Annotated in this window: 20 protein-coding genes; 6 read left to right on the plus strand and 14 right to left on the minus strand. The window is 69.9% G+C overall.

The genetic code is table 11. From position 1 onward, the window contains the following. Positions 1-22 precede the first annotated feature (22 nt). The 5 genes from ACQPXB_RS48345 to ACQPXB_RS48365 all read right to left on the minus strand — a co-directional run bounded on the left by ACQPXB_RS48345 (position 23) and on the right by ACQPXB_RS48365 (position 6,129). Positions 23-1,141, minus strand: coding sequence for an LLM class flavin-dependent oxidoreductase (locus ACQPXB_RS48345; RefSeq protein WP_366580306.1), 1,119 nt, complete (start codon positions 1,139-1,141; stop codon positions 23-25). Then, complete coding sequence (locus ACQPXB_RS48350) at positions 1,138-2,709, minus strand: long-chain fatty acid--CoA ligase (protein ID WP_432848792.1); 1,572 nt, start codon at positions 2,707-2,709, stop codon at positions 1,138-1,140. Before ACQPXB_RS48350 ends, ACQPXB_RS48345 begins: the two co-directional genes overlap by 4 nt. Next, entirely contained in the window at positions 2,706-3,743 is a 1,038-nt protein-coding gene (locus tag ACQPXB_RS48355; RefSeq protein WP_366580302.1) for an LLM class flavin-dependent oxidoreductase, read from the minus strand. The genes ACQPXB_RS48350 and ACQPXB_RS48355 overlap by 4 nt, the downstream gene beginning before the upstream one ends. A gap of 104 nt (positions 3,744-3,847) precedes the next feature. Next, positions 3,848-4,852 carry a phosphotransferase family protein gene (locus ACQPXB_RS48360; protein WP_432848794.1) on the minus strand — a complete coding sequence of 335 codons (1,005 nt, stop codon included), beginning with the start codon at positions 4,850-4,852 and terminating at the stop codon, positions 3,848-3,850. After that, on the minus strand, positions 4,849-6,129 hold the full coding sequence (locus ACQPXB_RS48365; RefSeq protein WP_366580298.1) for an acyl-CoA dehydrogenase family protein: 1,281 nt from the start codon (positions 6,127-6,129) through the stop codon (positions 4,849-4,851). The genes ACQPXB_RS48360 and ACQPXB_RS48365 overlap by 4 nt, the downstream gene beginning before the upstream one ends. 260 nt (positions 6,130-6,389) lie before the next feature. Here ACQPXB_RS48365 and ribB point away from each other — a divergent pair, with 260 nt between their 5' ends. Continuing rightward, positions 6,390-7,004 (plus strand): 3,4-dihydroxy-2-butanone-4-phosphate synthase, encoded by a 615-nt coding sequence (ribB, locus tag ACQPXB_RS48370; RefSeq protein WP_432848795.1) that lies wholly within the window; start codon positions 6,390-6,392, stop codon positions 7,002-7,004. A 645-nt stretch (positions 7,005-7,649) separates the two neighbouring features. Here ribB and ACQPXB_RS48375 read toward each other — a convergent pair. Then, entirely contained in the window at positions 7,650-8,222 is a 573-nt protein-coding gene (locus tag ACQPXB_RS48375; protein WP_432848797.1) for a hypothetical protein, read from the minus strand. A gap of 271 nt (positions 8,223-8,493) precedes the next feature. Here ACQPXB_RS48375 and ACQPXB_RS48380 point away from each other — a divergent pair, with 271 nt between their 5' ends. Then, positions 8,494-9,783: a PQQ-binding-like beta-propeller repeat protein gene (locus tag ACQPXB_RS48380; RefSeq protein WP_432848799.1), complete on the plus strand. Its 1,290-nt coding sequence runs from the start codon at positions 8,494-8,496 to the stop codon at positions 9,781-9,783. Here ACQPXB_RS48380 and ACQPXB_RS48385 read toward each other — a convergent pair. Continuing rightward, positions 9,773-11,701 (minus strand): FAD/NAD(P)-binding protein, encoded by a 1,929-nt coding sequence (locus tag ACQPXB_RS48385; RefSeq protein WP_432857153.1) that lies wholly within the window; start codon positions 11,699-11,701, stop codon positions 9,773-9,775. The genes ACQPXB_RS48380 and ACQPXB_RS48385 overlap by 11 nt on opposite strands. Positions 11,702-12,043: 342 nt before the next feature. On the opposite strand from ACQPXB_RS48385, the gene ACQPXB_RS48390 reads away from it, so the two are divergent. Together ACQPXB_RS48390 and ACQPXB_RS48395 are read left to right on the plus strand one after the other, a co-directional pair. Next, the gene (locus ACQPXB_RS48390; RefSeq protein WP_432848801.1) at positions 12,044-13,303 is read left to right on the plus strand and encodes an MFS transporter; all 1,260 of its coding nucleotides are present in this window, start codon (positions 12,044-12,046) and stop codon (positions 13,301-13,303) included. Between the two features lie 313 nt (positions 13,304-13,616). Next, positions 13,617-14,804: a GGDEF domain-containing protein gene (locus tag ACQPXB_RS48395; protein ID WP_366580286.1), complete on the plus strand. Its 1,188-nt coding sequence runs from the start codon at positions 13,617-13,619 to the stop codon at positions 14,802-14,804. A gap of 48 nt (positions 14,805-14,852) precedes the next feature. Here ACQPXB_RS48395 and ACQPXB_RS48400 read toward each other — a convergent pair whose 3' ends face one another. The 4 genes from ACQPXB_RS48400 to ACQPXB_RS48415 form a co-directional block, all read right to left on the minus strand. Beyond that, a complete protein-coding gene (locus ACQPXB_RS48400) occupies positions 14,853-15,104 on the minus strand; it encodes a TetR/AcrR family transcriptional regulator (protein ID WP_432848802.1) in 252 nt (83 codons plus the stop codon). Between the two features lie 41 nt (positions 15,105-15,145). Continuing rightward, positions 15,146-15,316, minus strand: coding sequence for a DUF397 domain-containing protein (locus ACQPXB_RS48405; protein WP_432848803.1), 171 nt, complete (start codon positions 15,314-15,316; stop codon positions 15,146-15,148). Then, positions 15,288-16,163 (minus strand): helix-turn-helix domain-containing protein, encoded by an 876-nt coding sequence (locus ACQPXB_RS48410; protein WP_432848804.1) that lies wholly within the window; start codon positions 16,161-16,163, stop codon positions 15,288-15,290. The genes ACQPXB_RS48405 and ACQPXB_RS48410 overlap by 29 nt, the downstream gene beginning before the upstream one ends. A 131-nt stretch (positions 16,164-16,294) precedes the next feature. Further along, entirely contained in the window at positions 16,295-16,705 is a 411-nt protein-coding gene (locus ACQPXB_RS48415; protein ID WP_366580280.1) for a DUF3151 domain-containing protein, read from the minus strand. Between the two features lie 226 nt (positions 16,706-16,931). Between ACQPXB_RS48415 and ACQPXB_RS48420 the strand changes: the two genes are divergently transcribed. Then, on the plus strand, positions 16,932-18,122 hold the full coding sequence (locus tag ACQPXB_RS48420) for a hypothetical protein (protein WP_432848807.1): 1,191 nt from the start codon (positions 16,932-16,934) through the stop codon (positions 18,120-18,122). Positions 18,123-18,208: 86 nt separating this feature from the next. Here the strand turns inward: ACQPXB_RS48420 and fbaA are convergent, their stop codons facing one another. Then, positions 18,209-19,240 carry a class II fructose-bisphosphate aldolase gene (gene fbaA, locus ACQPXB_RS48425; RefSeq protein ID WP_432848809.1) on the minus strand — a complete coding sequence of 344 codons (1,032 nt, stop codon included), beginning with the start codon at positions 19,238-19,240 and terminating at the stop codon, positions 18,209-18,211. A 113-nt stretch (positions 19,241-19,353) separates the two neighbouring features. Further along, positions 19,354-20,175: an LLM class F420-dependent oxidoreductase gene (locus tag ACQPXB_RS48430; protein WP_366580275.1), complete on the minus strand. Its 822-nt coding sequence runs from the start codon at positions 20,173-20,175 to the stop codon at positions 19,354-19,356. 60 nt (positions 20,176-20,235) lie between these two features. Between ACQPXB_RS48430 and ACQPXB_RS48435 the strand changes: the two genes are divergently transcribed. Then, on the plus strand, positions 20,236-21,150 hold the full coding sequence (locus tag ACQPXB_RS48435) for an aldo/keto reductase (protein ID WP_432848811.1): 915 nt from the start codon (positions 20,236-20,238) through the stop codon (positions 21,148-21,150). Here the strand turns inward: ACQPXB_RS48435 and ACQPXB_RS48440 are convergent. Next, positions 21,147-21,791 (minus strand): maleylpyruvate isomerase N-terminal domain-containing protein, encoded by a 645-nt coding sequence (locus ACQPXB_RS48440; RefSeq protein WP_432848813.1) that lies wholly within the window; start codon positions 21,789-21,791, stop codon positions 21,147-21,149. The two genes, ACQPXB_RS48435 and ACQPXB_RS48440, sit on opposite strands and share 4 nt — an antisense overlap. Positions 21,792-21,807: the final 16 nt, after the last annotated feature.

Consider the following 21,807-nt stretch of genomic DNA (forward strand, 5'->3'; position numbering starts at 1 on the left):
TCGCCTCTCTCCTTCGGGGAACTCAATGGGTGGCAGCGACTTCGGCGCGCAACGCCCGCGGCACGACCGGCGGCCGGTCGCGGAAGCGGGGCAGCACGTGCTCGGCGAACAGTTCCAGTGAGTGCAGCACCTTCTCGTGCGCGAGGCCACCGATCCGCATCCAGCAGATGAGGTGCTGCAGCCCGGTTTCCTCGTACAGCGTCTCGATCTCGGCGACGAGCCCCGCCGGGTCACCCGCGTAGACCACGCCGCTCTCGCGCAACCCGTCGAGCGTCGGCCCGCCCGCTTCCTCCGACGCCGCAACGAGTTCCGCGTACCGCTCGTAGGTGTGCGGTGCCCGCGGCCCGCTCGGCACGAGGTCGAGCACGTGGCGGTAGTACCAGGACAGCGGTTCGGCGACGTTCGCCAGCGCTTCCTCGGTGGTGTCGGCGAGGTGGACCTGCCAGTTCATGGGGAAGTCGAGCGACAGCGGGTCGCGGCCGCTCGTGATGAGCGAACGCTTGATGTCCACCACCAGCCGGTTGAGCTCCGGCAACGTCATCAACGTCGGGGTGACCAGCAGGTTGTAGCCCTGCGCGGCCGCCAGGTGGAACGTCTCGGGGCTGATCGACGCGACGTAGATCGGCGGGGTCGGGCGCTGCACCGGCGTGGGCCGGCAGTCGACCTCGGTGAGGTCGAAGTGCCTGCCGTGGAAGGAGAACGGCTCGCCCGCGCGTTTGCTCCACAGGCCGCGCACGATCTCCAGCGCCTCGTCGAACACCTCGCGGCTCACGTCCTGGCGGTCGCCGACGCCCATGTTGTGGAACTCGCCCGGCTGGTACCCGCGGCCGGCGCCGAAATCGAGCCGCCCGTTCGACAGCACGTCCACCATCGCGTAGTCCTCGGCCACCCGCACCGGCCAGTCGAAGGTCAGGTTGCTGACAGCGATGCCGATGCGCATCCGGCTCGTGCGCTCGGCCACCGCGGCGGCCGCGACCTGCGGCGACGGCATCGAGCCGTAGTCGCTGCCGTGGTGCTCGGCCAGCCACACCTCGTCGAACCCGAGCTGCTCGGCGTAGGAGATCTGCGCGAGCATCTCCTCGTACGCGCGGCGGAAGTCGTGGTCACGGCACTCGAGGACGTAGAAGACACCGAACTTCATCCGGCACCACCCGCGGCCACTTTCGCGCGCAGCACCTTCTTGTCGATCTTGCCGACGCTCGTGCGCGGCAGCTCCTCGACCACGAGCACGCCCTCGGGCAGCCACCAGCGCGGCACGCGTTCCCGCAGGTCAGCGAGGATTTCCGCCGGTGTGTCCGCGCGGCCGGGCTCCAGCACGACCAGCGCGTACGGCCGTTCCTGCCACCGCTCGTGCGCCACCGCGACCACGGCGGCCTCGGCCACGGCGGGGTTGGCCGTGAGCGCCTGCTCCAGCGCGACCGAGCTGATCCACTCGCCACCGCTCTTGATCAGGTCCTTGGCCCGGTCGACGATCTCCAGGTAGCCGTCGGCGTCGATGGTCGCGATGTCGCCGGTGCGCAGCCAGCCGTCAGCGAAGCTGTCCGGGTGCTCGTCGCGGAAGTACTGTGTGGCGACCCACGGCCCGCGGATCAGCAGCTCACCGCGCGAAACCCCGTCGTGGGGCTGGTTGGTGCCGTCCTCTCCGACGAGCCGCCAGCGCAGGCCGGGCAGAAGCCGGCCTTGTTTGCGGACCGACCGGCGCCGCTCGGCCGGATCCACGACCGAAGGCAGCGGCCGCGAGAACGTGCCCATGGGCGAGATCTCCGTCATCCCCCAGCCCTGGAACGACGGGATGCCCAGCGAGTCGAGAGCGCGCAGCAGCTCGTCGTCCGGGGGAGAGCCGCCGAGCACGAGCGCCCGCAGGCTGCTCAGGTCGGCGCCGGTCGCGGCGACGTGACGCACGAGGTCGGCCGCGACGGTCGGCACCATGCCGGTGTACGTCACACGTTCCGCCTCGACGATTTTCGCGATCTCCGCCGGCACCGGGTGGGGACCGGGCAGCACCTGCTTGGCACCCGTCATGAGCGCGGCGAACGGGATGCCCCACGCGTTGGCGTGGAACATCGGCACGACGTGCAGCACGGTGTCGCGCTCGCTGATCGCGTGGCCGTCGGCGAGGCAGGCGGCGAAGGTGTGCAGGTAGAGCGACCGGTGCGAGTAGCCGACGCCCTTGGGCGGGCCCGTGGTGCCGGAGGTGTAGCAGAGCGCCGCGAGATCGTTTTCGTCGATCTCCGGCGGGTTTTCCAGGGGCGGCCCCTCGGCCACGAGGTCCTCGTATGCGAGCGCACCCGGCGCGGAGCCGTGGGTGGCGACGACGAGCATCTCCGGCCGTTCCGCCCGTGCCACTTCCAGCCGCGGCAGCAGCGACAGGTCGGCGAACACCACGACGTCCTCGGCGTGGCCCAGCACGTACGCGATCTCCGTCGGTTCGAGCCGCAGGTTCACCGTGTGCAGCACGGCGCCCGCGAGCGGCACGGCGAAGTACAGCTCGAGGTGGCGGTGGTGGTTCCAGGCGAGGGTCGCGACCCGGTCACCGGGCCGCACCCCCAGCCTGACGAGGGCTCCGGCGAGCGCGACGACGCGTTCGTGGAACTCCCGGTTGGGGTAGCGGTGCGGCTCGGCACCGCCGCCGTACTCCACGATCTCCTGGGCGGGGAAGAACTCCCGCGCACGGTGCAGGAGGTCGGTGAGCACGAGCGGCTGGTTCACCCCGCCACCCCCGCCTTCTGGCCCAGCCGCTCGCGGACCTGCGGCACGACCTTCGTGGCGAGCAGCTCGATGCGCGCCGAACCGCTGTCCACGGGCTCGCCGGGCAGCTGCGCCCAGAAGTGCACGTCCTTGATCTGCGGCTTGTCCTTCAGCAGCGCGGTGAGCTCGTCGACGGCCGTGGCCACGTCCCACAGCTGGAACGCACCGCCTGCCACGATCTGGTCCGCGTTCTCGAACTTGGGCACCACGTCGGGCGGGCCGAACGCGCCCCACTCGATGTAGTTGTTGAGCTGGTACAACGCGTACTGCCCGATCCGCGCCCACTCGCGCTCCGGGTCCTCGGCGATCACGGCCCACTGGCCGGCGAAGATCTGGCCGTCGGCCGACGATTTGCCCACGCGGTCCAGCGCGTCCAAATAGGACTGCTGGTGCACGTTCTGGGTGCTGAGGAACCCGTCGGAGATGCGGGCCGCGCGCTCGATCGCCGGGTCGGCCATCGCGCCGACGAGCAGCTTCGGGAGGACCTCCGGCTTCGGCGTGATCCGCACCGACGGCAGCGAGAACCGCTTGCCCTCGAACGGTTTCTCCTCACCCGACCACGCCTGGCGGATCACCGCCACGCTCTCTTCGAGCAGGCTCGGCCGGTGCTTGAGGTTGCGGTCGAACGCCGCGAACTCCGGCGCCCAGTAGCCCTGCCCGAGCCCGAGGTCGAAGCGCCCGCCCGTGAGCAGCGAGAGCGTCGCGGCGTCCTCGGCCAGGCGAACGGGGTTGTGCAGCGGCGCGATCACGAGGTTCGTGCCGATGCGCATGGTCTTCGTACGCTCGCCGATCGCCGCGGCCAGCGTGTACGGCGAGGGCGTGTAGCCGTCCTCGCAGAAGTGGTGCTCGGTCAGCCAGACCGAGCCGATCCCGACGCTCTCCGCCCACGCGAGCTGGTCCAGCGCCTCGCGGTAGAGCGTGGAAAAAGGCCGGAACCACTGCTCGGGGTTGCGGAAGTCGTACCAGAGCCCGAAATTGACGCTTTGCTCGGTCACGCCGTCTCCTTTGTCGACGTAGCGGCTGGTTGCCTCCCACCGTGCTCAGCCGGGCGGCGGCAGGCCACCCCCGATCGCGGGTGCCGTTGTGGCTCCCTCCAACGTCACGGCGTCACCCCCGCCGTGTCGAGAGCCTCGTCGAGGAGCGCGGGCACGTCGTGCTCCAGCGCGGCGGCGTAGGCGCTGGAGAGTTCTCCAGTGAGGAACTGCGACCACGCGGCCTCGACGATCGCGGCGAGCTTGAACAACGCGAGGCACTGGTAGTAGCGGATCTGCGGGAGCTCGCGGCCGACCGCGTGCTCGTAGCGCTGGAGCAGGTGCTCGCGCGGCGGCGCGCCGGGCGCCCGGGAGACGCCCTGGATGGCGGGCATCGCGCGGCCGCGCCCACCCCACAACGCGAGCAGCAACCCCAGGTCGAGCAGCGGATCGCCGATCGTCGCCATCTCCCAGTCGATCACGGCTTTCAGGCGCGGCTCGTGCGCGGAGAACAGGCAGTTGTCGAGGTGGAAGTCGCCGTGCAGCAACGCGGGTTCGGTCGGTTCCGGCTTGTTCTGCTCCAGCCACGCGGCGATCTTCGGCATCGCCGGCAGCGGCCGCCGCGCGATGCCTTCCCACTGCCGGTACCAGCGCTCGACCTGCCGGTCGAGGAACCGCTCGGGCCGGCCGAACCCGGTGAGCCCGGCGGCTCGCCAGTCGAGCGTGTGGACGGCGGCGAGCGCGTCGACGACCTCGTCGGCCACCCGCGCGATGTCCTGGGCGGGGTAGGGAAGCGTGTCCGTGATCGACACCGAGTCGGCCACGTGCTCCATCACCAGAAACGGCGCCAGCGTCTGCGTGGGGTCCTCGCACAGCGCGACGGGTTTCGGCGCGGGCACCTCGGTGGTTGCGAGGGCCGTGAGCAGCCGGTGCTCCCGCGCGACGCTGTGCGCCGACGCCGACAACGCGTGATCGGGCGGCCGGCGTAGGACGTAACTGGTGCCGTCGCCGGTGAGCAGGCACGTCTCGTTGGAGTTGCCGCCGGTGAGTTTCCGCAGCTCCCACGGCCCGGGGTCGCCCGTGTGCGCGGTGAGCCAGCCGGCCAGCGGCCGGTCGAGCAGCCGCGTGCTCACTGGGCCGCCGTGAACTCTTCGAGCCGGTCGCGGAACTTCTCCAGCGCCGCGGCCCGTCGCGTCGGGATGTGCTCTGTCGGCACCTTCGCCGGCTGGTACCGCTTGAGCAGCCGCCGCGCGACGGTCACCCGGTGCACCTCGTCGGGCCCGTCGTAGATGCGCGCCGCGCGGGCCCAGCGGTACATCTGCTCCAGCGGCATGTCCGTGGAGAAGCCGAGCGAGCCGTGGACCTGGATGGCGCGGTCGATCACGTCGTGCAGCACGGTGGCGCCGTGGTACTTGATCATCGCGATCTCGGTGCGCGCGGCCTGCGCGCCGACCTGGTCGATCTTCCACGCGGTCTGCAGCGTCAGCAGCCGCGCGGACTCGATCTGCGCGGCGCTGTCGGCGACCCAGTTCTGCACCGTCTGCTTGTCCGCGAGCGGTCCCCCGTGCACGTCGATGCTCACTGCGCGTTCGCACAACATGTCGAACGCCCGCCGACACACACCCACCCACCGCATGCAGTGGTGGATCCGCCCGGGCCCGAGCCGCTTCTGCGCCAACGCGAACGCCTCACCGCGTTCGCCCAGCAGGTTCTCCTTCGGCACGCGGACGCCTTCGTACCCGACTTCGCAGTGCGACCAGATGGGGTTCTTGTGGTCCGGGTCGTTCATCAACCCGATCTCGCGAGTCGTGATCCCTTCAGCGGTCGTGGGCACGATCAGCATCGACATCCGGTGGTACGGGTCGGCGTCGGGCTCCGTCACGGCCATCACGATGTGGAAGTCCGCCCGCGACGCGTTGCCCACGAACCACTTCGCGCCGTCGAGGACCCACTCGTCACCGTCGAGCCGCGCCGTGGTGGTGAACTGCCGCGGGTCGGACCCGGTGCCCTGCTCCGTCATGGAGAACGCGGACAGCAGCTCGCCGTCGAGCAGCGGCCGCATGTACTTGGCCTTCTGTTCCTCGGTCCCCGCGATCGCCAGCAGCTCCGCGTTGCCCGAGTCCGGCGCCTGGCACCCGAAGACGTAGGACGCGAACTCGGTGGTCCCGAGGATCTCGTGGAGCAGCCCGAGCTTCACCTGGCCGTACCCCTGCCCGCCGAGCTCAGGTCCGAGGTGCGCGGCCCACAGGCCGTGGTCCTTCACCGCCTGCTGCAGCGGCTTCGCGATCCGCCGGAACCCCGCGTGGTCGAGGTCCAGCACCTCGAGCGGGTAGATCTCGGTGCGCACGAACTCCCGCGCCCAGTCCAGCTTCGCCGCGAACTCCGGTTCCGTGGAGAAGTCCCAGGTCATCTGCCGCCCTTCCGCTTCGCCGTACGCCCCTCACGCTAGGAAGGGCGCGCCAGCCGAACCAGCCACGCGGCGGCGGGCTTTTGTGGATTTCCACAGCGGCTGCTCCACCCGGCGGATCGCGGCTACTCCGGGCCGCCGGGCGTCACCCGCCAGGGTCCGGTACCCGAAGGTGGGGTGATGGTCCCGGTGATCGGCACACCTGCACCATAGAGTCGGCGAACGTGATTCCCGAGCAACCGCGCCCCGATCGAATGTCCGGTTTGGACACCGTCGCGGCGGCGATCCTGGACCTCAAGTCCGGCCGTCCGGTGATCGTCGTCGACGACGAGGACCGCGAGAACGAAGGCGACCTCATCATGGCCGCCGAACACGCCACGCCGCAGGCGCTCGCCTTCTACCTGCGCCACACCAGCGGCCTGATCTGCGCACCGATGACCCCGGAGATCGCCGACCGGCTGCACCTGCCGCCGATGGTGGCGCGCAATGAGGACCCGGCGGGCACGGCCTACACCGTGTCGGTCGACGCCGCGGCCGGCATCGAGTCCGGCATCTCCGCGGCCGACCGCGCGCACACCCTTCGCCTGCTCGCCGACCCCACCACCACGCCCGGCGCGCTGTGCCGGCCAGGGCACGTGTTTCCCCTGCGCGCGCGAGCCGGCGGCCTGGCCGAGCGCCGCGGCCACACCGAGGCGTCCGTCGAACTGATGCGGCTGGCCGGGCTCGCGCCGGTCGCCGTGATCAGCGAGGTTTGCAACGAAGACGGCAGCGTCGCCCGCCTGCCCCAGCTGCGCGCGCTCGCCGACCGGCTGTGGCTCAAGGTCACGTCGATCGAACAGATCCGCGCCTTCGCGCCCCAGCCCGCGGCAGCCCGGTGACGCTTACCGCCACGATCTTCGACCTCGACCTCGATCGATAGCGCCACCACCTGGAACCGGGCCTTCGTCGCCCTTGCCGGTCGCCACGACGAGCCATGGACCCCCGCCGTCTGGGCCGCGATCCAGGGCAAGAGCACCACGCACTGGGCCGCCCACCTGGCTTCGCGCTGACTGGGGGGCGATCCCGCGACGAACCTGCTGGTTTCTTCGCTGTGCACCAGCGCGGCTGGTGACCATCGTTGCCGAGCTGAGCCGGTTACGGAGGTTCGACAGCTTCCACACCGCACCAGACCCGGCTGACGGTTGACCCGGAGTTATCCACACTCGGTCCTGTCGAGCCTTAGTTGTCCACAGATTTCCCGCCCGCCGTTTTTCGGCCCCTGACCTCGGTAAACTGGAACAGGGCAGCCCCCCCAGGGAGGGCGGGGGTCTGTTCCCGCGAGGCGAGGGTCTGTCCCGCGATGAGGGCGGGTCCGGCGCGACGAGACCGGCGTGCGGAAGGCTCAGCGGGCCGGGCAGTTCCGGGCCAAGCCGATCATCACCAGGCGTCACCGTCGGGCGCGACTCCGCGACGCTTGCCCTGGCCCACTACCACGTTCATCACGGCGAAGTCCGTCGACCAGCTCGCGCAGCCGACAGTCCGGCTCAGTCGTCGATGACGAACCACTGGCCGCCGCGGTATTCCATGGTGGCGTCGCCGATGTCGCTGTCGCTGAACTTCACGGTGGCGCGGATGGCGGTGGCCGGGATTTCGACCTTCGTCGAGCTCGTTTCGGTGACCCGGCCGGGGTCGACGGTGGCGCCGCGCAGGGCGGCCTTCTGTTGGGCGGAGATCATCTGGAACGTGATCGGGAACGTCTGCTCACACGGGCCCCAGCCCTCGTCCTCGGCTTTTTTGGCGGCCGGGCCCGCGATCTCGCAGGCCGTGGCGAGATCTTCCTTGCCGACGGCGTGCAGGAAGGCCTCGTAGCGCGCGACCGCGCCCGCGGTCGACTTCTCCGAACCGGACTGGGGCGAGCCGGCCTGCGTCGAGGTGGCCGGCTGCGTCGAAGTCGAAGTCGAAGTCGGAGTCGACGGCGGCGCGGACGAGGCGGCCGTGGACGGCGACGCCGGGTTGGCCGGCGAAGCCGGTGCCGCCGAGCCGCCGACGCTGCTGGAGCATCCGGCGATCAGCAGGGCAGCACCCGTGGTCAGGACGACCAGCGCACGAACGGACATGGAGCACCTTTCCCCTCAGTAAGAACCCCCGGAGAGTAAGCGACAGACCGGCGCCCGTGGGGCGGAACCGGAAAGCCCGGCGAATCGTCACACGGAGGCGGGTTTCACCGCGGGATCTTCGACGATACAGGCCGCTGATCAGGAAATAGTGACACATTCGTGTGAACTGCCACATCGCACGCACCCACTCGGTTATGGTGCGGCGGTCGAAGCAGTGGACCTTGGGGGAAGGCAGGCGCACATGCGACGAGCTCTGGTTTTCGTGGCGTGCTTGGGGACAGCTATCACCGTCGCCGGCTGCAGTGGCGGCACGAACAACGGCACCGCTTCGGTGCCCGCCGGATCAGCACCGGCCGCGCAGCAGCCGACGTCCACCGAGCCCGCGGCCAAGACGGCCGATCCGCCGACCGCGTTCGACGCGGGCGCCGGCGTCGGCCTGCCCGCCGAGGCACTGCGCGCCAACGTGGCCGGCAACGTCGTGTCGACGTTCACGACCTTGCGCGACCGCACCGCCTACATCATCACGCAGACCTCGCTCAACGCGGTGGACGTGCTGACCGGCCGGCAGAAGTGGACCGTCGCGGTCACCGGCAAACCCGGCGACCCGTACAACCAGGCCACACCGTTCGTGAACGAGACCGGACCGCGCCCGCCGGCGGTCGGCGACAAGCTCGCGGTCGGCGCCGTTCCGGTCCTCATGCCGGAACAAGGCACCACCCCGGCCTACATCACGCTGTCGGTGATCGCCGCGGACAAGGAGACCGGCACCAAGGCCTGGCAGGCGGACATCAAGGTGTCCGACGACCAGTACGCCGACGCCGGCAACGCCGTGACCCAGGTCGTCGCCGTGACCGACAAGGCCGTCGTCGCGAGCTACAGCCAGGACGAGGACCACGTCACGGCCGCGCTCGACCCGGCGACCGGCAAGACCCTGTGGCAGCGCAAGGACTACCTGGCCGGCAGCCTCCACGGCGACGTCCTCGTCGGCACCGACTTCAACGTGCCCGAGAACTCCTCGATGACCCAGGCCACCGCGCTCGACCTGGCCACCGGGCAGCAGAAGTGGATCGGCGCGCGCGAATCGTACGGGCTCACGATGGTGCAGGCGGATCCAGCACTCGTCGTGGCCAACCGCACCGACTACGGCTCCGGGCAGTCGTACCTGCTGTTCCTCGACCCCGCCACGGGCGCCGAGAAGGCCAAGATCGAGGGCGCGCACGGCTTCGGCTCCCAGGCCTACGGCGACTGCCTCTACGACCAGCAGTCCGTGCTGACGTGCGAGGAAGACGGCGTGCTCACCGGCTACGACGCCAAGACCGCCGCCAAGCTGTGGAGCCTGCCGGACCAGGCCGCCAACCGCGTCGCGCCGAGCGTCACCGTCGCCTGGCACGGCGCCCTGTACGGCAAAACCCAAGGCGGGCAGCCGATCGTGCTGGACGCCAAGACCGGCAAGGACCTGTCCACCGACAACGTCGGCGCCGCGCCCGTCCTGGTCAGCGCGTATGCCGGTGTCGGCGTGGACGACGACGGCAATGCCAAGGCGTACCCCGTCAAGAAGTGATCGGCCCGGCCACCGCGGTGGGCTGGTCGTCGGGTGACAGCTGCAGCAGTTCCCTTGCCAGAGCGTCGTTCTGACGGAACATGATCGCGTTCGTCCGGGGGCGGGTGAACGCTCCCGGCGAGCGGATGCTCGTGTGCACGCCCATGGCGAAGCGGCGCGGGTGCGCGGTGCCGGCCTCGTCAAGGAGGCGGGAGTCCGTGATGCGCGTGGCGATGCGGCCCGAGGGCTGGTCGTCGCCGAGGGCGTCGGGGACGGTTTCCTCCGTCAGGGTCCCGGCGTCGCACATCTGGCGCAGCAGCGTGTCGAACACGCGCGGCACGCTCGCTTCCGGCAGCCGCGCCTCGATCAACGTGCGGGCACGCACCACGTCGGGGAAGCTCGAACTCGAAGCGGCGAATTCCCCGGTGTTTTCATCCGCCGTCACCAGCAAATCCGCACCCAGGAAAGAAACCAGGCCGGCGTCGGCCAGAGCCAGCAATTCCTCCAGCCGACGCGGCGGCGGCCCACTCGCGTAGAAAGAAAAGAAGCCGCGGAACCACCCGTCCATGTCGGCGACCTGCGACGCCGCCGAAAGCCGGCCGGTCATCAGCAACGCCGGCAGCTGCCCGACCACGGACAACAGCGCCATGAACGCCCCGAGATCCGCGCTGAACCGCTGGTCCGCGCGGCGCGCGAGGTCGGCTTCCACGTACTCCCGGACGGCTTTTCCGAATTCCTCCACGGATTCGAAATGCTCACCCCCGAACGGCCGGTCCAGCCGCTCCAGATCAAGGCGGTCCTCTTCGGCGGGAATCGCGGAAACGACCAGCGCTTCCATTTCGGCCGTCCCCCACGGCAGATCCGCGAACCGGTCCGCGAAAACCGCGAAATCCATCACCACCCGATCCGGGTGCCCCGTGAAGAGCTCCGTGTAATACGCCCACGCGAGCTCCTTCGCGATCAACGGCCACACGTCGGCGCGGAAGTCGATCGGCCCCGGCCGGGCGCACAGCGCGTCGATCGCGTAGGAGTCGAAGAACCTGGGCAACTGCAACGGTTTCCCGCGCAGCCGGTACCCCGTCTTCGCGTGGTACGGCACCCCGCGCCGCGAGCCGACGTGCAGCACGGGCTCCGCCCCGCTCGGGTGGTAGCGCAGGCCGCCGCCGGGCAGGTCCTCGAAACGGCCGCCGCGGCCCTCCGTGAGCAGGAGCATGAGGTCGACGAACGCGAGCCCGAAGCCGCGCACCAGCACGGGCTCGCCGGCCGGCACGCCGGAGTAGTCGACGTCGGCGGTGTAGCCCGCCGGGTAGTACGCCAGCTCGTGCCGCTCGGCGAAGGCCGCCAGCGCGCTCTCGCCCCGGTCCGGCGTCGCGTCGAGGTGGCCGACGGTCAGGAGCACGGCGTCGGCCGTCAGTTCGGAGCCGTCGGCCAGGCGCACGCGCTGCGGCGGCCCGTCCTCGATCGCGACGGCCGCGCTCGCGTGCTCCACCACCTCGATCCCCCGCGGCAGCTCGGCGCGCACCTTCTCGTAGAACCAGCGCAGGTACAGGCTCTGCAGCCGCCGCGTCGGGAAGTCGGTGCTGGCGAGCGCGTCGAACTCCGCACGCAGGTCTTCCGGCACGGGGAAGGACAAGGAGCCCGAACGCACCTCGCGCGTCCACTCGATGAGCGACGGCCCGGGCGCGACCGGTCCCTCCATGCGCACCGAGTCGTCCGTGTACATCGTGACGTCCTCGGGCATGGAGTTCATGCGCAGCAGCGGCGACTGCTCATAGCGCCACACGCGGCCCGGCCCCACGGGGAACGGGTCGATCAGGTGCACCACGAACCGCCGGTCGCCGAGCAGTTCGGGTGCGTTGGCGGAGAGCCGCTCCAGGACACCGACCCCGCGAGGTCCGGCGCCCACGACGGCGAGCGTGAACGTCGGGTGATCGGCCACGGACTCGAAGCTACGCCGCCAGGCGGCCACGAAGTGGCGCTCCCACAGTGCGGACACCGGTGCAACTGCACTACGCAGCGCGGCATCCGGCCGAGTGTGGCGCAGGCCACATCACGCTACCCTCGCGATCTTGACGGTGCTCGGCGCTATGGTCTGGACACTCGGAGAACTGTCCGTGACCCGTTGGATACCGGCGAAAGAACCTAGAGATTCACCAACAGTCACGGGACACTGACCTTGGCAACTCACGTTTTGTGATTGGCTCGTGACCACGAGGTCCTAAGGTCACCGCCTGATCACCGTGCGGAACCGTCCGCACACGAATGTCGGGGAGAAGCACGCATGACGGCAGCACCGGGACGGGTGACGTTCCGCGAGGTCTTCGGGGTCGCCGAGTTCCGCGCGATGTGGTTCGGCGAGCTGCTGTCGATCGCCGGCGACCAGCTGGCCCGCGTCGCACTGTCCGTGCTGGTCTACGCCACCACGCAGTCGGCCACGCTCACCGGCCTCACCTACGCGCTGACGTTCTTCCCGTCCCTGCTCGGCGGCATCTTCCTCACCGGCATCGCCGACCGCTTCTCCCGGCGCACCGTGATGGTGACGGTCGACTCGGCGCGGGCCGCGCTGATCCTGCTGGTGGCCATCCCCGGGCTGCCGTTCTGGGTCCTGTGCGTGCTCGTCGGTTGCGTCTCGCTGCTGAACCCACCGTTCAAGGCGTCGCAGCTGGCTCTCCTGCCGCAGGTGCTCGAAGGCGACCGGTTCGTGGTCGGCATGGGCATCCGCAGCATGACGGTGCAGTCGGCGCAGCTGCTCGGCTTCGCCGGCGGTGGCGCGCTGCTGCTGGCGCTCGACCCGCGTCTGGCGCTGGTCCTCGACGCCGGCACCTTCGTGCTCTCGGCCCTGTTCATCCGCTTCGGCGTGAAGGCGCGCCCAGCGGCCGCGACCGGGGAGAAGCGCAAGCCGTTCCTCGCGTCGCTGAGCGCGGGCGGCAAGGTCGGTTTCGCGACCTCGGCGCTGCGTTCGCTGATGCTGTTCACCTGGCTGGCCGGCTTCATGCCCGTGTACGAGGGCATCGCGGCGCCGTACGTCGCGTCGTCCGGCGGCGGCCCGGAGGTGATCGGCCTGCTGCTGGCGGCAGACCCGGTGGGCAGCGTGATCTTCACCTTCATCTACACGCGCTGGGTACCCGCCGAGGTGCGGCCGAAGCTGATCGGGCCGATGACGGCGCTCGCCGCGATCCCGCTCCTGCTCTGCTTCCTGCAGCCGGGGCCCGTCGCGTCGATCATCCTGTTCGTGATCTCCGGCGGTTTCGGCACGATCGCGCTGTTGCAAGCCACGGCTTCGCTCACCGTGGCGGTGCCGGACGAGACCCGGGCGCAGACGATGGGCCTGTCCAACACGGGCCTGACGACCACGATGGGCGTGGTTCCCCTGATCGGCGGAGTGATCGCCGACCACCTGACCGCCCAGACGACTGTCGGGATCTTCGGGTTGGTCGGACTTCTGATTACGATTCCGCTAACGATCATGTGGCAGCGGACGTTCTCCGGCCGGACGAGCGAGGGTACGGCGAAGGAAGCCACACGCGCCGAGCATGCGTGACATGCTCGGCGCGTGGGCTCTGACCTGCGCGACCTTGCGGTGCTGCTACGCGGTCACTGATCCTTGCTGCGCATAGCTGGTCACCCTTCATCCGGCGTGTTCGGGAAAAAGGTACACACCTAAGGCTCTTGTGGACAGGCGGCAAACGGCCCGAAACTGTGCGTGAGGAGATTGTCACCGGACACTCGCGCAAGGGTTTGGGGGAAAAATGGTCACATCGGGGGAACGGTCTGGGCAGGGCGCGGTCGCTGCGGTCAAGGGGTGGGCGCTGTGGTCGCGGCCGCGACGGTGGATCGCGGTCACGCTGACGAGCATGGCCGTCGCCGTCGTTCTGGCGGTCGTGAGCAGCCTGCTGGTGCCCGTCACGACGGGTCAGCTGGAGCTGTTCGCGCTGATCACGGGCCTGGCCGTCGCTCAGACCGAGATCACCCGGCAGATCGAGCGCCAGCGCCGGATGCTCAGCCGGGGCCCGCACATCAACGTGACGTCCGTGTGGCTGCTGCCCGCCGCGTTGCTGGTTCCGCCGCAGCTCGTGGCCGGACTGGCCGTTTTGCTCTACGGCTACCTCGCGTTCCGCAGCTGGCACGGCACCCGTCCGGGTGAGGCCCACCGCGTCGCGGCGAACGCGACGACGATGATCCTGTCCGGTTTCGGCGCCGCGCTCGGCGGTCACCTCGCGGGCAGCCACGGTGTCGCGATGGTCGCCGCCGCGGCGCTCGGCTACTTCGTCGTGAACACCGCGCTCACCGGTCTCGGCCTGTACCTCGCCGACCCGGCGGAGGCGACCCCCGCGTCCTGCTTCGGCACGATGGACGACAACCTCCTCGAGGCGTCGATCCTGTGCGTCGGCGGTCTGCTGACCATGGTGCTCACCAGCGAACCGCTGCTGTCGGTGCTGGTGATCCTGCCCCTGTACGTGCTGCAGCGCTCGGTGCTGATCAAGCGCCTCGAAGAGCTCGCGACCACGGACCAGAAGACCCAGCTGCTCAACGCCACCACCTGGCAGGACGGCGCGCAGCGCGAGGTCTCCCGCGCCGAGCGCGAAAACGGCAGCTTCGGCGCGCTGATGATCGACCTCGACCACTTCAAGTCCATCAACGACACCTTCGGCCACCTCGCCGGCGACGACGTGCTCAAGGCCGTGGCCGCCGTCGTCAAGCAGGAGACCCGCGCCCACGATCTCGTCGGCCGCTTCGGTGGCGAAGAGTTCGTCGCGCTCCTGCCGTCGACGTCGAAGGAAGACGCGATCGTCACCGCGGAGCGCATCCGCCAGCGCATCAGCGAGCTCGTGATCGCGACGCACACCAACGAAGGCGCGGCCGTCGAGATCTCCGAGCGCACGGCGTCGATCGGCGTCGCGTCGTTCCCGGTGGACGGCACGAGCGTCGACGAAGTCATGGCTTCCGCCGACGCCGCCGTGTACGCGGCGAAGCACGGCGGCCGCAACCGGGTGATCGGCGCGGTTTCCTCGCCGGTCCGGGAGCTCGCGGCCGTCGCATAGGGTCCACGCGGGGTCCGGCCGGCTTCCTCCCCCGAGCTTCGGCCGGACCTAGCGCAGCCTTTCGATCACATCCGCCGCCTGGGTCTGCAGCCTCAGCACCCCACCGACTTCGAACGCCCTCTCCTCCGCGTCGGCGACCACCGCGGCGAACAGGCTCTTGCGCTCCCCGAACTGCTCGTACACGGACTGCCGCGACACCCCGGCGGCCCTCGCGATCTCCTCGATCGTCGCCGCCTCGAACCCGTGCCGCGCCACCGCCTCGGTCGCCGCCCGCACCACCTTGGCCCGCTGCTCCGCCACGGGCCACTTCCGCGGCCTCCCACGCGGCGCGGGGCTCGACATCAGCGGAGGTGGCGAACGAACGCCTGCCAAGCCGAGGCGGGATAGCTGTGGCCAGGCAGCGCCGGCGCTTTCGAGTCACGCACGAGAACGGCGGCGCGATCGAGCGCGACTTCGACACAGGCGCCTTCCTTGTCGCTGTAGCTACTCTTGCGCCACCTGGTCTCCGCCACGTTCCTCGATCTCCTCCGCAAGCCGAGTAGCCAGCGCGGCGGAATCGGCCGCGTCGAGTGCGACCTTGCGGATCCCCTCGATAGCCGCGCGGTACTGCCGCACATCGTAGTCATCGGCCACGAAGGCACCTGAGCTCAAATGCTCGAAGTAGACCACCGGTCGCGAGTCGCGGATGGTGTAGAGGATGAACCGCCCCGCGAGACCGGGGTGCCAGCCGATGCCCGAGGGCACCACTCGGACGGTGATCGTCGGCCGTGCGGACAAACTCGCGAGTGAGCGCAGCTGCCCGGCCATGGTGGCCGCAGTGCCGATTGTGTCCCGCAGAGCGGCCTCGCCGACCAGAGCCTCGAACGGCAGCGGGTCGACGTCGACAATGAGCTTCCGCCGCTCCAGCCGCACCGCAATGCGACGCTCGACCTCGGCGGCCGCCAGCCCGGTCGACTCGAGCAGCGCCCGCGCGTAGTCAGAGGTCTGGAGAAGTCCCGGAATACCGAGCGGCGACCACTCGACCATCGCCTTCGCGGCTTGCTCGCACGCCACCAGGCAATGCAGTTGGTTCGGCGTTCCCGGGCGGCCGTAGGCGATCCATCCTTGTTCGGCGGCTCCGTGAGCCAAGTTGAGAATGCGCTGTTTCTCGTCACCGACAACACCGAGCGCTCCCAGCACCCCGGACACATCTTCGGCTGTCGGCACCCGCGATCCCAGCTCCCAATGCACCACCAGCGACGGGCTCACCCCGATCCGGCGGGCCAGCTCACGAACGCCGTAGTGCGCACCAACCCGCGCCGCGCGAAGGGATGCACCCAGGGTGCGAATCCGCGGCGTGAGCATGGCGGTGGTTTTCATTCACAGAAAGTAAAGTGTCCCCAACTGGGAACACTTACGTTCACACCGGAGATCACCCGAAGGAACGCCACCGCGGAGGCGCGGCTGGCCCCCACCCGGTTCGAGGTGGGGGCCAGCCGCCGCCGGTTGGCTTACTTCAGGCCCGTCGCTTCGCCCGCGGCTGGGTCGGAGTCGTTGAGGAAGGTCTTCACGCGGTCGTACTCGTCGGTTTCGCCGATGCGGCCCGCGGCGAGGCCGAGGGCGGCCAGGGCGCGGAGGAAGCCCTGGTTGGGGCGGTGCGACCACGGCACCGGGCCGAAGCCCTTCCAGCCGGCGCGGCGGAGCTGGTCGAGGCCGCGGTGGTAGCCGGTGCGGGCGTAGGCGTAGGCGGCGACGGTTTCGCCGTCGGCGAGGGCCTTTTCTGCGAGGGCGGCCCACGCGGCGCTGAAGTCGGGGTGTTCGGCGGCGACGGCCGACGGGTCGGTGCCCGCGTCCAGGGCGGCCTGGGCGGCGGTGTGCTCGGGCAGCAACGTCGGCTCGGGGCCAAGCAGGTTGTGCGTCATACCGACATTCTGCCGCGCGCTCAGAGGAACAGGCTCGTCAGCACGCCTCCGCCGGCCAGCACGAGGGCGGCGACGACGACTGCGGCGACAACGCGTTTCGGCATCATGGCGCGACACCATGCCGTGAAAAAGGCCGCGGAGGCAAATCCGCCACCCGTAGGGGTGAACCCCGGTTTTCGCGCGGTTTGGCACCTTCCGCACCACCGCTGCCCGCGCGCCGGGAATGATGACGACCATGACGCAGGTAGACGTGATCCCGCGGAGCCCGGTCGGGAAGACCCGGCTGTTCTTCCGGCGGCACTGGCACCGAGGGGCGGCCGGACAGCCGACGCCCGCGTGGGTGCTGCGATTCTGCTACGGGATGTGGCTGGCGGCGTTCGGGTTCAAGCTGCTGGGCTCGTCGTGGGACATGTCGTGGCACTTCAGGTGGCTGCGCGACGACCTGGCGCCCCCGCACCTGATCAACACCGTCGGCACGGTGATCATCATCGTGCTCGTCGCGATCCACAGCTACACGGGCCTGGGCTGCGACAAACCGTCATTGCGGCTGATGCAGACGGGCCTCGTGGTGTTCCTCGTCGCGGCGCCGCTCGACGTGATCAACCACCGCGTGAACGGCCTCGACCTCACCGCGTGGAGCCCGTCGCACATGATGCTGTACCTCGGCACCGGCATCATGCAGGCGGGCGTCCTGCTCGGCTGGCTGCGCCTCGCACCGCCGGGGCGCTTCCGGACGGGCGTGCTGCTGGCGCTGTGGGCGTTTTTCCTGGAGAACACGTTCTTCCCCAACGGCCAGCAGGAGTACGGCATCCTCGGCCTCCGCGCGTGGGAGCGCGGGGCGCCCGAGGCCGAGCCTTCGCTGCTGAGCTTTGCCGCCAACCAGATCGGGCACCCCGTCGACCGGACGGCGATCCTGCACTTCACGATGCCGATCCCGGAGTGGGTCTACCCGCTGTGGGGCATCGCGGTGATGGCGCTCATCCTCGCCCTCGCCCGCCACACGCTGCGGTTCCGCTGGGCCGCGCTGGCGGTGGCCGGTGCTTACGTGGCTTACCGGTGCGTGATGTGGCCGCTGCTGCTGGGGCTGGGTTTCCCGGTGTCGACGGTGCCGTTCTACCTGCTGGCCGTCGGCCTCGCCGTGGATCTGGCGTTCACGATCGGCGCCGGCCATCGCGTCATCACCGCGGCCATCGGGGCCTTGCTGGTGACGGCCTTCGGCTACGGCGCGCTGTGGCTGCAGTCGCAGTTCCGCGTCTGGTTCCTCGGCGACGCGCACACGGAGTCCGCGCCGCCGGTGGCGTACTGGACGGTGGTGGTGGCATTGGTCGGCGTCTTCGTGCTGTGGGCGAGCGCCGGACCGGTCACGCGCCGCTGGACCGCCCGGCGGAAGGTGACCCCCGAGAAGCTGGTCGCCTAGCCAAGTGCAGAAAACGGCCCTTCCCTCGGGACACCCAAGGGAAGGGCCGTTTCACGTGCAACCAGACCAGACTTCAGACCAAGGTCTTACTTGACCTTCGTCCCGGCCGAGCCCAGGGCCTGGCAAGCCTCGACCACGCGAGCCGCCATGCCACCCTCGGCGGCCTTGAGGTAGGAGCGCGGGTCGTAGACCTTCTTGTTGCCCACCTCGCCGTCGATCTTGAGCACGCCGTCGTAGTTCTTGAAGAAGTGGTCGACGATCGGGCGGGTGAAGGCGTACTGGGTGTCCGTGTCGACGTTCATCTTGACGACGCCGTAGGTCACCGCCTCGCGGATCTCCTCGGGGAGCGAGCCCGAGCCGCCGTGGAAGACCAGCTCGAACGGCTTGGCGCCGGCGTCGAGGCCGAGCTTCTTGGCGGCCGCTTCCTGGCCGCCCTTGAGCACGTCGGGGCGGAGCTTGACGTTGCCGGGCTTGTAGACGCCGTGGACGTTGCCGAAGGTCGCGGCCAGCAGGTAGCGGCCGTTCTCGCCCGAACCGAGGGCGTCGATGGTCTTCAGGAAGTCGCCTTCGGCGGTGTAGAGCTTCTCGTTGATGTCGTGCGCGACGCCGTCCTCCTCGCCGCCGACGACGCCGATCTCGACCTCGAGGATGATCTTCGCGGCGGCTGTCTTGGCGAGCAGCTCCTGCGCGATCTGCAGGTTCTCGTCGAGGTCGATCGCGGAGCCGTCCCACATGTGCGACTGGAACAGCGGGTTCTGGCCGTTCTTCACGCGCTCGGCCGAGATCTCGATCAGCGGACGGACGAAACCGTCGAGCTTGTCCTTCGGGCAGTGGTCGGTGTGGAGCGCGACGTTCACGTCGTACTTCGCCGCCACGACCTGCGCGAACTCGGCCAGCGCGGACGCGCCGGTGACCATGTCCTTGACCTTCTGGCCGGAGGCGAACTCGGCGCCGCCGGTGGAGACCTGGATGATCCCGTCGCTCTCCGCCTCGGCGAACCCGCGGATCGCGGCGTTCACGGTCTCCGACGAGGTCACGTTGATGGCCGGGTAGGCGAACTCGTTCGCCTTGGCCCGGTCGAGCATCTCCGCGTAGACGTCGGGGGTGGCGATGGGCATCGTTTCCTCCTCGGAACTGACTGGCTTCTCAGCCGCATCGTACGAGGTGGACCGGCCGCGTGGGCCGGTCCACCTCATTTGGAACGCCTATGGACATCCTCACGTGGAACGATTCAGAACAACTCCGCCGCCAGCGCCCGGTATGCCGGGAACGGGTCCTCGTTCAAGACCTGGATGTTCACGTGGTCGGCACCCGCGTCGAGGTGCGCGCGCACGCCCGCCGCGATGGCCGGGGCGTCGCCGTGCAGCACGAGGGCGTCGACGAGGCGGTCGCTGCCGTCGCCGGCGAGGTCTTCCTCGGTGAAGCCGAGCTTGCGCAGGTTGGCCGTGTAGTTGGACAGCTGCAGGTAGAACTGCACGGTCTTGCGGCCGAGCGCCCGCGCGCGCTCCGGGTCGGTGTCGAACACGACCTTGTGCTCGGGGGCGAGCAGCGGACCCGCGCCGAGGATCTCGCGGGCGGAGCGCGTGTGCTCCGGGATGGTCAGGTACGGGTGCGCGCCGGCGGTGCGGTCGCCCGACAGCTTCAGCACCTTCGGGCCCAGCGCCGCGAGCGCGCGCGACGCCTGCGGGACGCCCGCCGCGTCGAGGCCGTCGAGATATTCAACGAGGGCGGCGTAGGGCTTCTTGTACTCCTGCGTCGCCTCCGGATGGCCCGCGCCGATGCCGAGGAGGAACCGGCCCGGGTGCTTCGCCTCGATGCGGTGGAACGCCTTCGCGATGGACTCGGGCGTGTCGGCCCAGATGTTGACGATGCCGGTCGCGACGGCGAGGTGGTCGGTCGCGCCGAGCAGCTCGTCGACGATCGCCAGGTCGCCGCCCGGCGAGCCGCCGAGCCACACCGCGCCGTAGCCGAGCTTCTCCACCTCCGCCGCGAACTCGCCGTTCGTCTGCGTGGCGCTGCGCCAAATGCCGATCCTGCCCAGTTCGATAGCCATAACCATCCCAACACCCGTCGCCCGGCGGATTCTTCCGGGTCTCGGTTGTAGTTTCGTGGCATGACCAAGCTCGGCAACTCGGACCTCGACGTCTACGGCCTCAACCTCGGCTGCAACGTCTTCAACTTCACCGCGGACGAAGCGACTTCCCACGCGGTTCTCGACGCCTACGCTTCAGCCGGCGGCAACTTCCTCGACACCGCGGACGTGTACGGCGGTGGCGGCGGTTCGGAAACGATCATCGGCAACTGGCTCACCAAGCGCGGCCGCCGCGACGACATCGTGGTCGCCACGAAGGTCGGCGCATGGGACCAGCGCCCGGGTCTGTCTGCGGCCAACATCACGGCCGCCGCCGAGGATTCGTTGCGGCGCGTGCAAACCGACCACATCGACCTGTACTACGCACACCGGGACGACCAGGACACGCCGCTCGAGGAAACGCTGTCGGCGTTCGACTCGCTCGTGCGCGCGGGCAAGGTGCGCTACATCGCGGCGTCGAACTACTCGGCGGAGCGGCTGACCGAGGCACTGTCCATTTCGGACCGTGAAGGCCTTGCGCGCTACGTGGCCCTGCAGCCGCACTACAACCTGGTGGAGCGGGACTACGAGAACGACCTCGCCCCGACGGTCTCCCGCGAGGGCCTCTCGACCCTGCCGTATTTCGCGCTGGCCAAGGGTTTCCTCACCGGCAAGTACCGCTCGGCCGACGAGCCCGGCGACTCGCCCCGCGCCCCGCGCGCGATCGCGTACCTCGACGACCGCGGCGAGCGCGTGCTGGCCGCACTGGACTCGATCGCCTCGGCGCACGGCGCGTCCGTCGCCTCGGTGGCACTGGCCTGGCTGCGCGTGCAGCCGACGGTCGCCGCGCCCATCGCGAGCGCGCGGACGCCGGAGCAGCTCACGGACCTCGTGGCGTCGGTGGAGCTGGAGCTGACGGGTGTCGAGGTCGAGATGCTGAGCAAGGCGTCGGTCTAGAACGCGCTGATGTTCCGCGCCCGCTCCCGGCGGGTCAGGGTGCTGACGACCGCGCCCTGACCGTGCCGGCGGACGGCGAGCCGGGACAGCAACGCGAGCACGGGTGCGAAGGCCGCGTCGGGGAAGTCCGGCGCCGGCCGGTCGACGCTCGCGGCGAGGTCGGCGGAGTGGACGACGAGCTCCAGCAGGCGGGTGTGCAGGAAGTCGTTGCGGCACAACGACCAGCCCTGCCACGGGAGATCCACCCGCTCCGCCGCCTCGCCCCGCAAGAGCCGCGCGACCACGGCGCGGTCGTCGTCGTACCGCGCGAGCATCCAGTCGAAACCACGCTCGGCCTCGGCGTCGTCGGTGGTGCGGTCGTTGGCCTGATCGGCGAGCGAGGTCGACGTGACCCAGGCGGCGCGCGCGTAGTGCTCGTCGACCGCGGCGAGCACCGGCAGGGTCGACGGGACCGCGAGCAGCTCGGCCGCGCGCGTCACCTGGCGCGCGAGGTGGCAGGCCAGCGCACCCACCGAAAGCTCCGGCAACGCGCTGGCTTCGGCCCAGCGCTCCCGGACGACGTCGAGCCGCAACAACGTCGAACAGACCGCCGCGGCGTCGAGAAACGGCTGGTCGAGATCCCCCACGGGTGCGTCATCCATGCCCGTACCCAACCAC

Origin of the sequence: Amycolatopsis sp. CA-161197 (genome assembly GCF_050942255.1) — a bacterium.
Taxonomy (GTDB): Bacteria; Actinomycetota; Actinomycetes; order Mycobacteriales; family Pseudonocardiaceae; genus Amycolatopsis.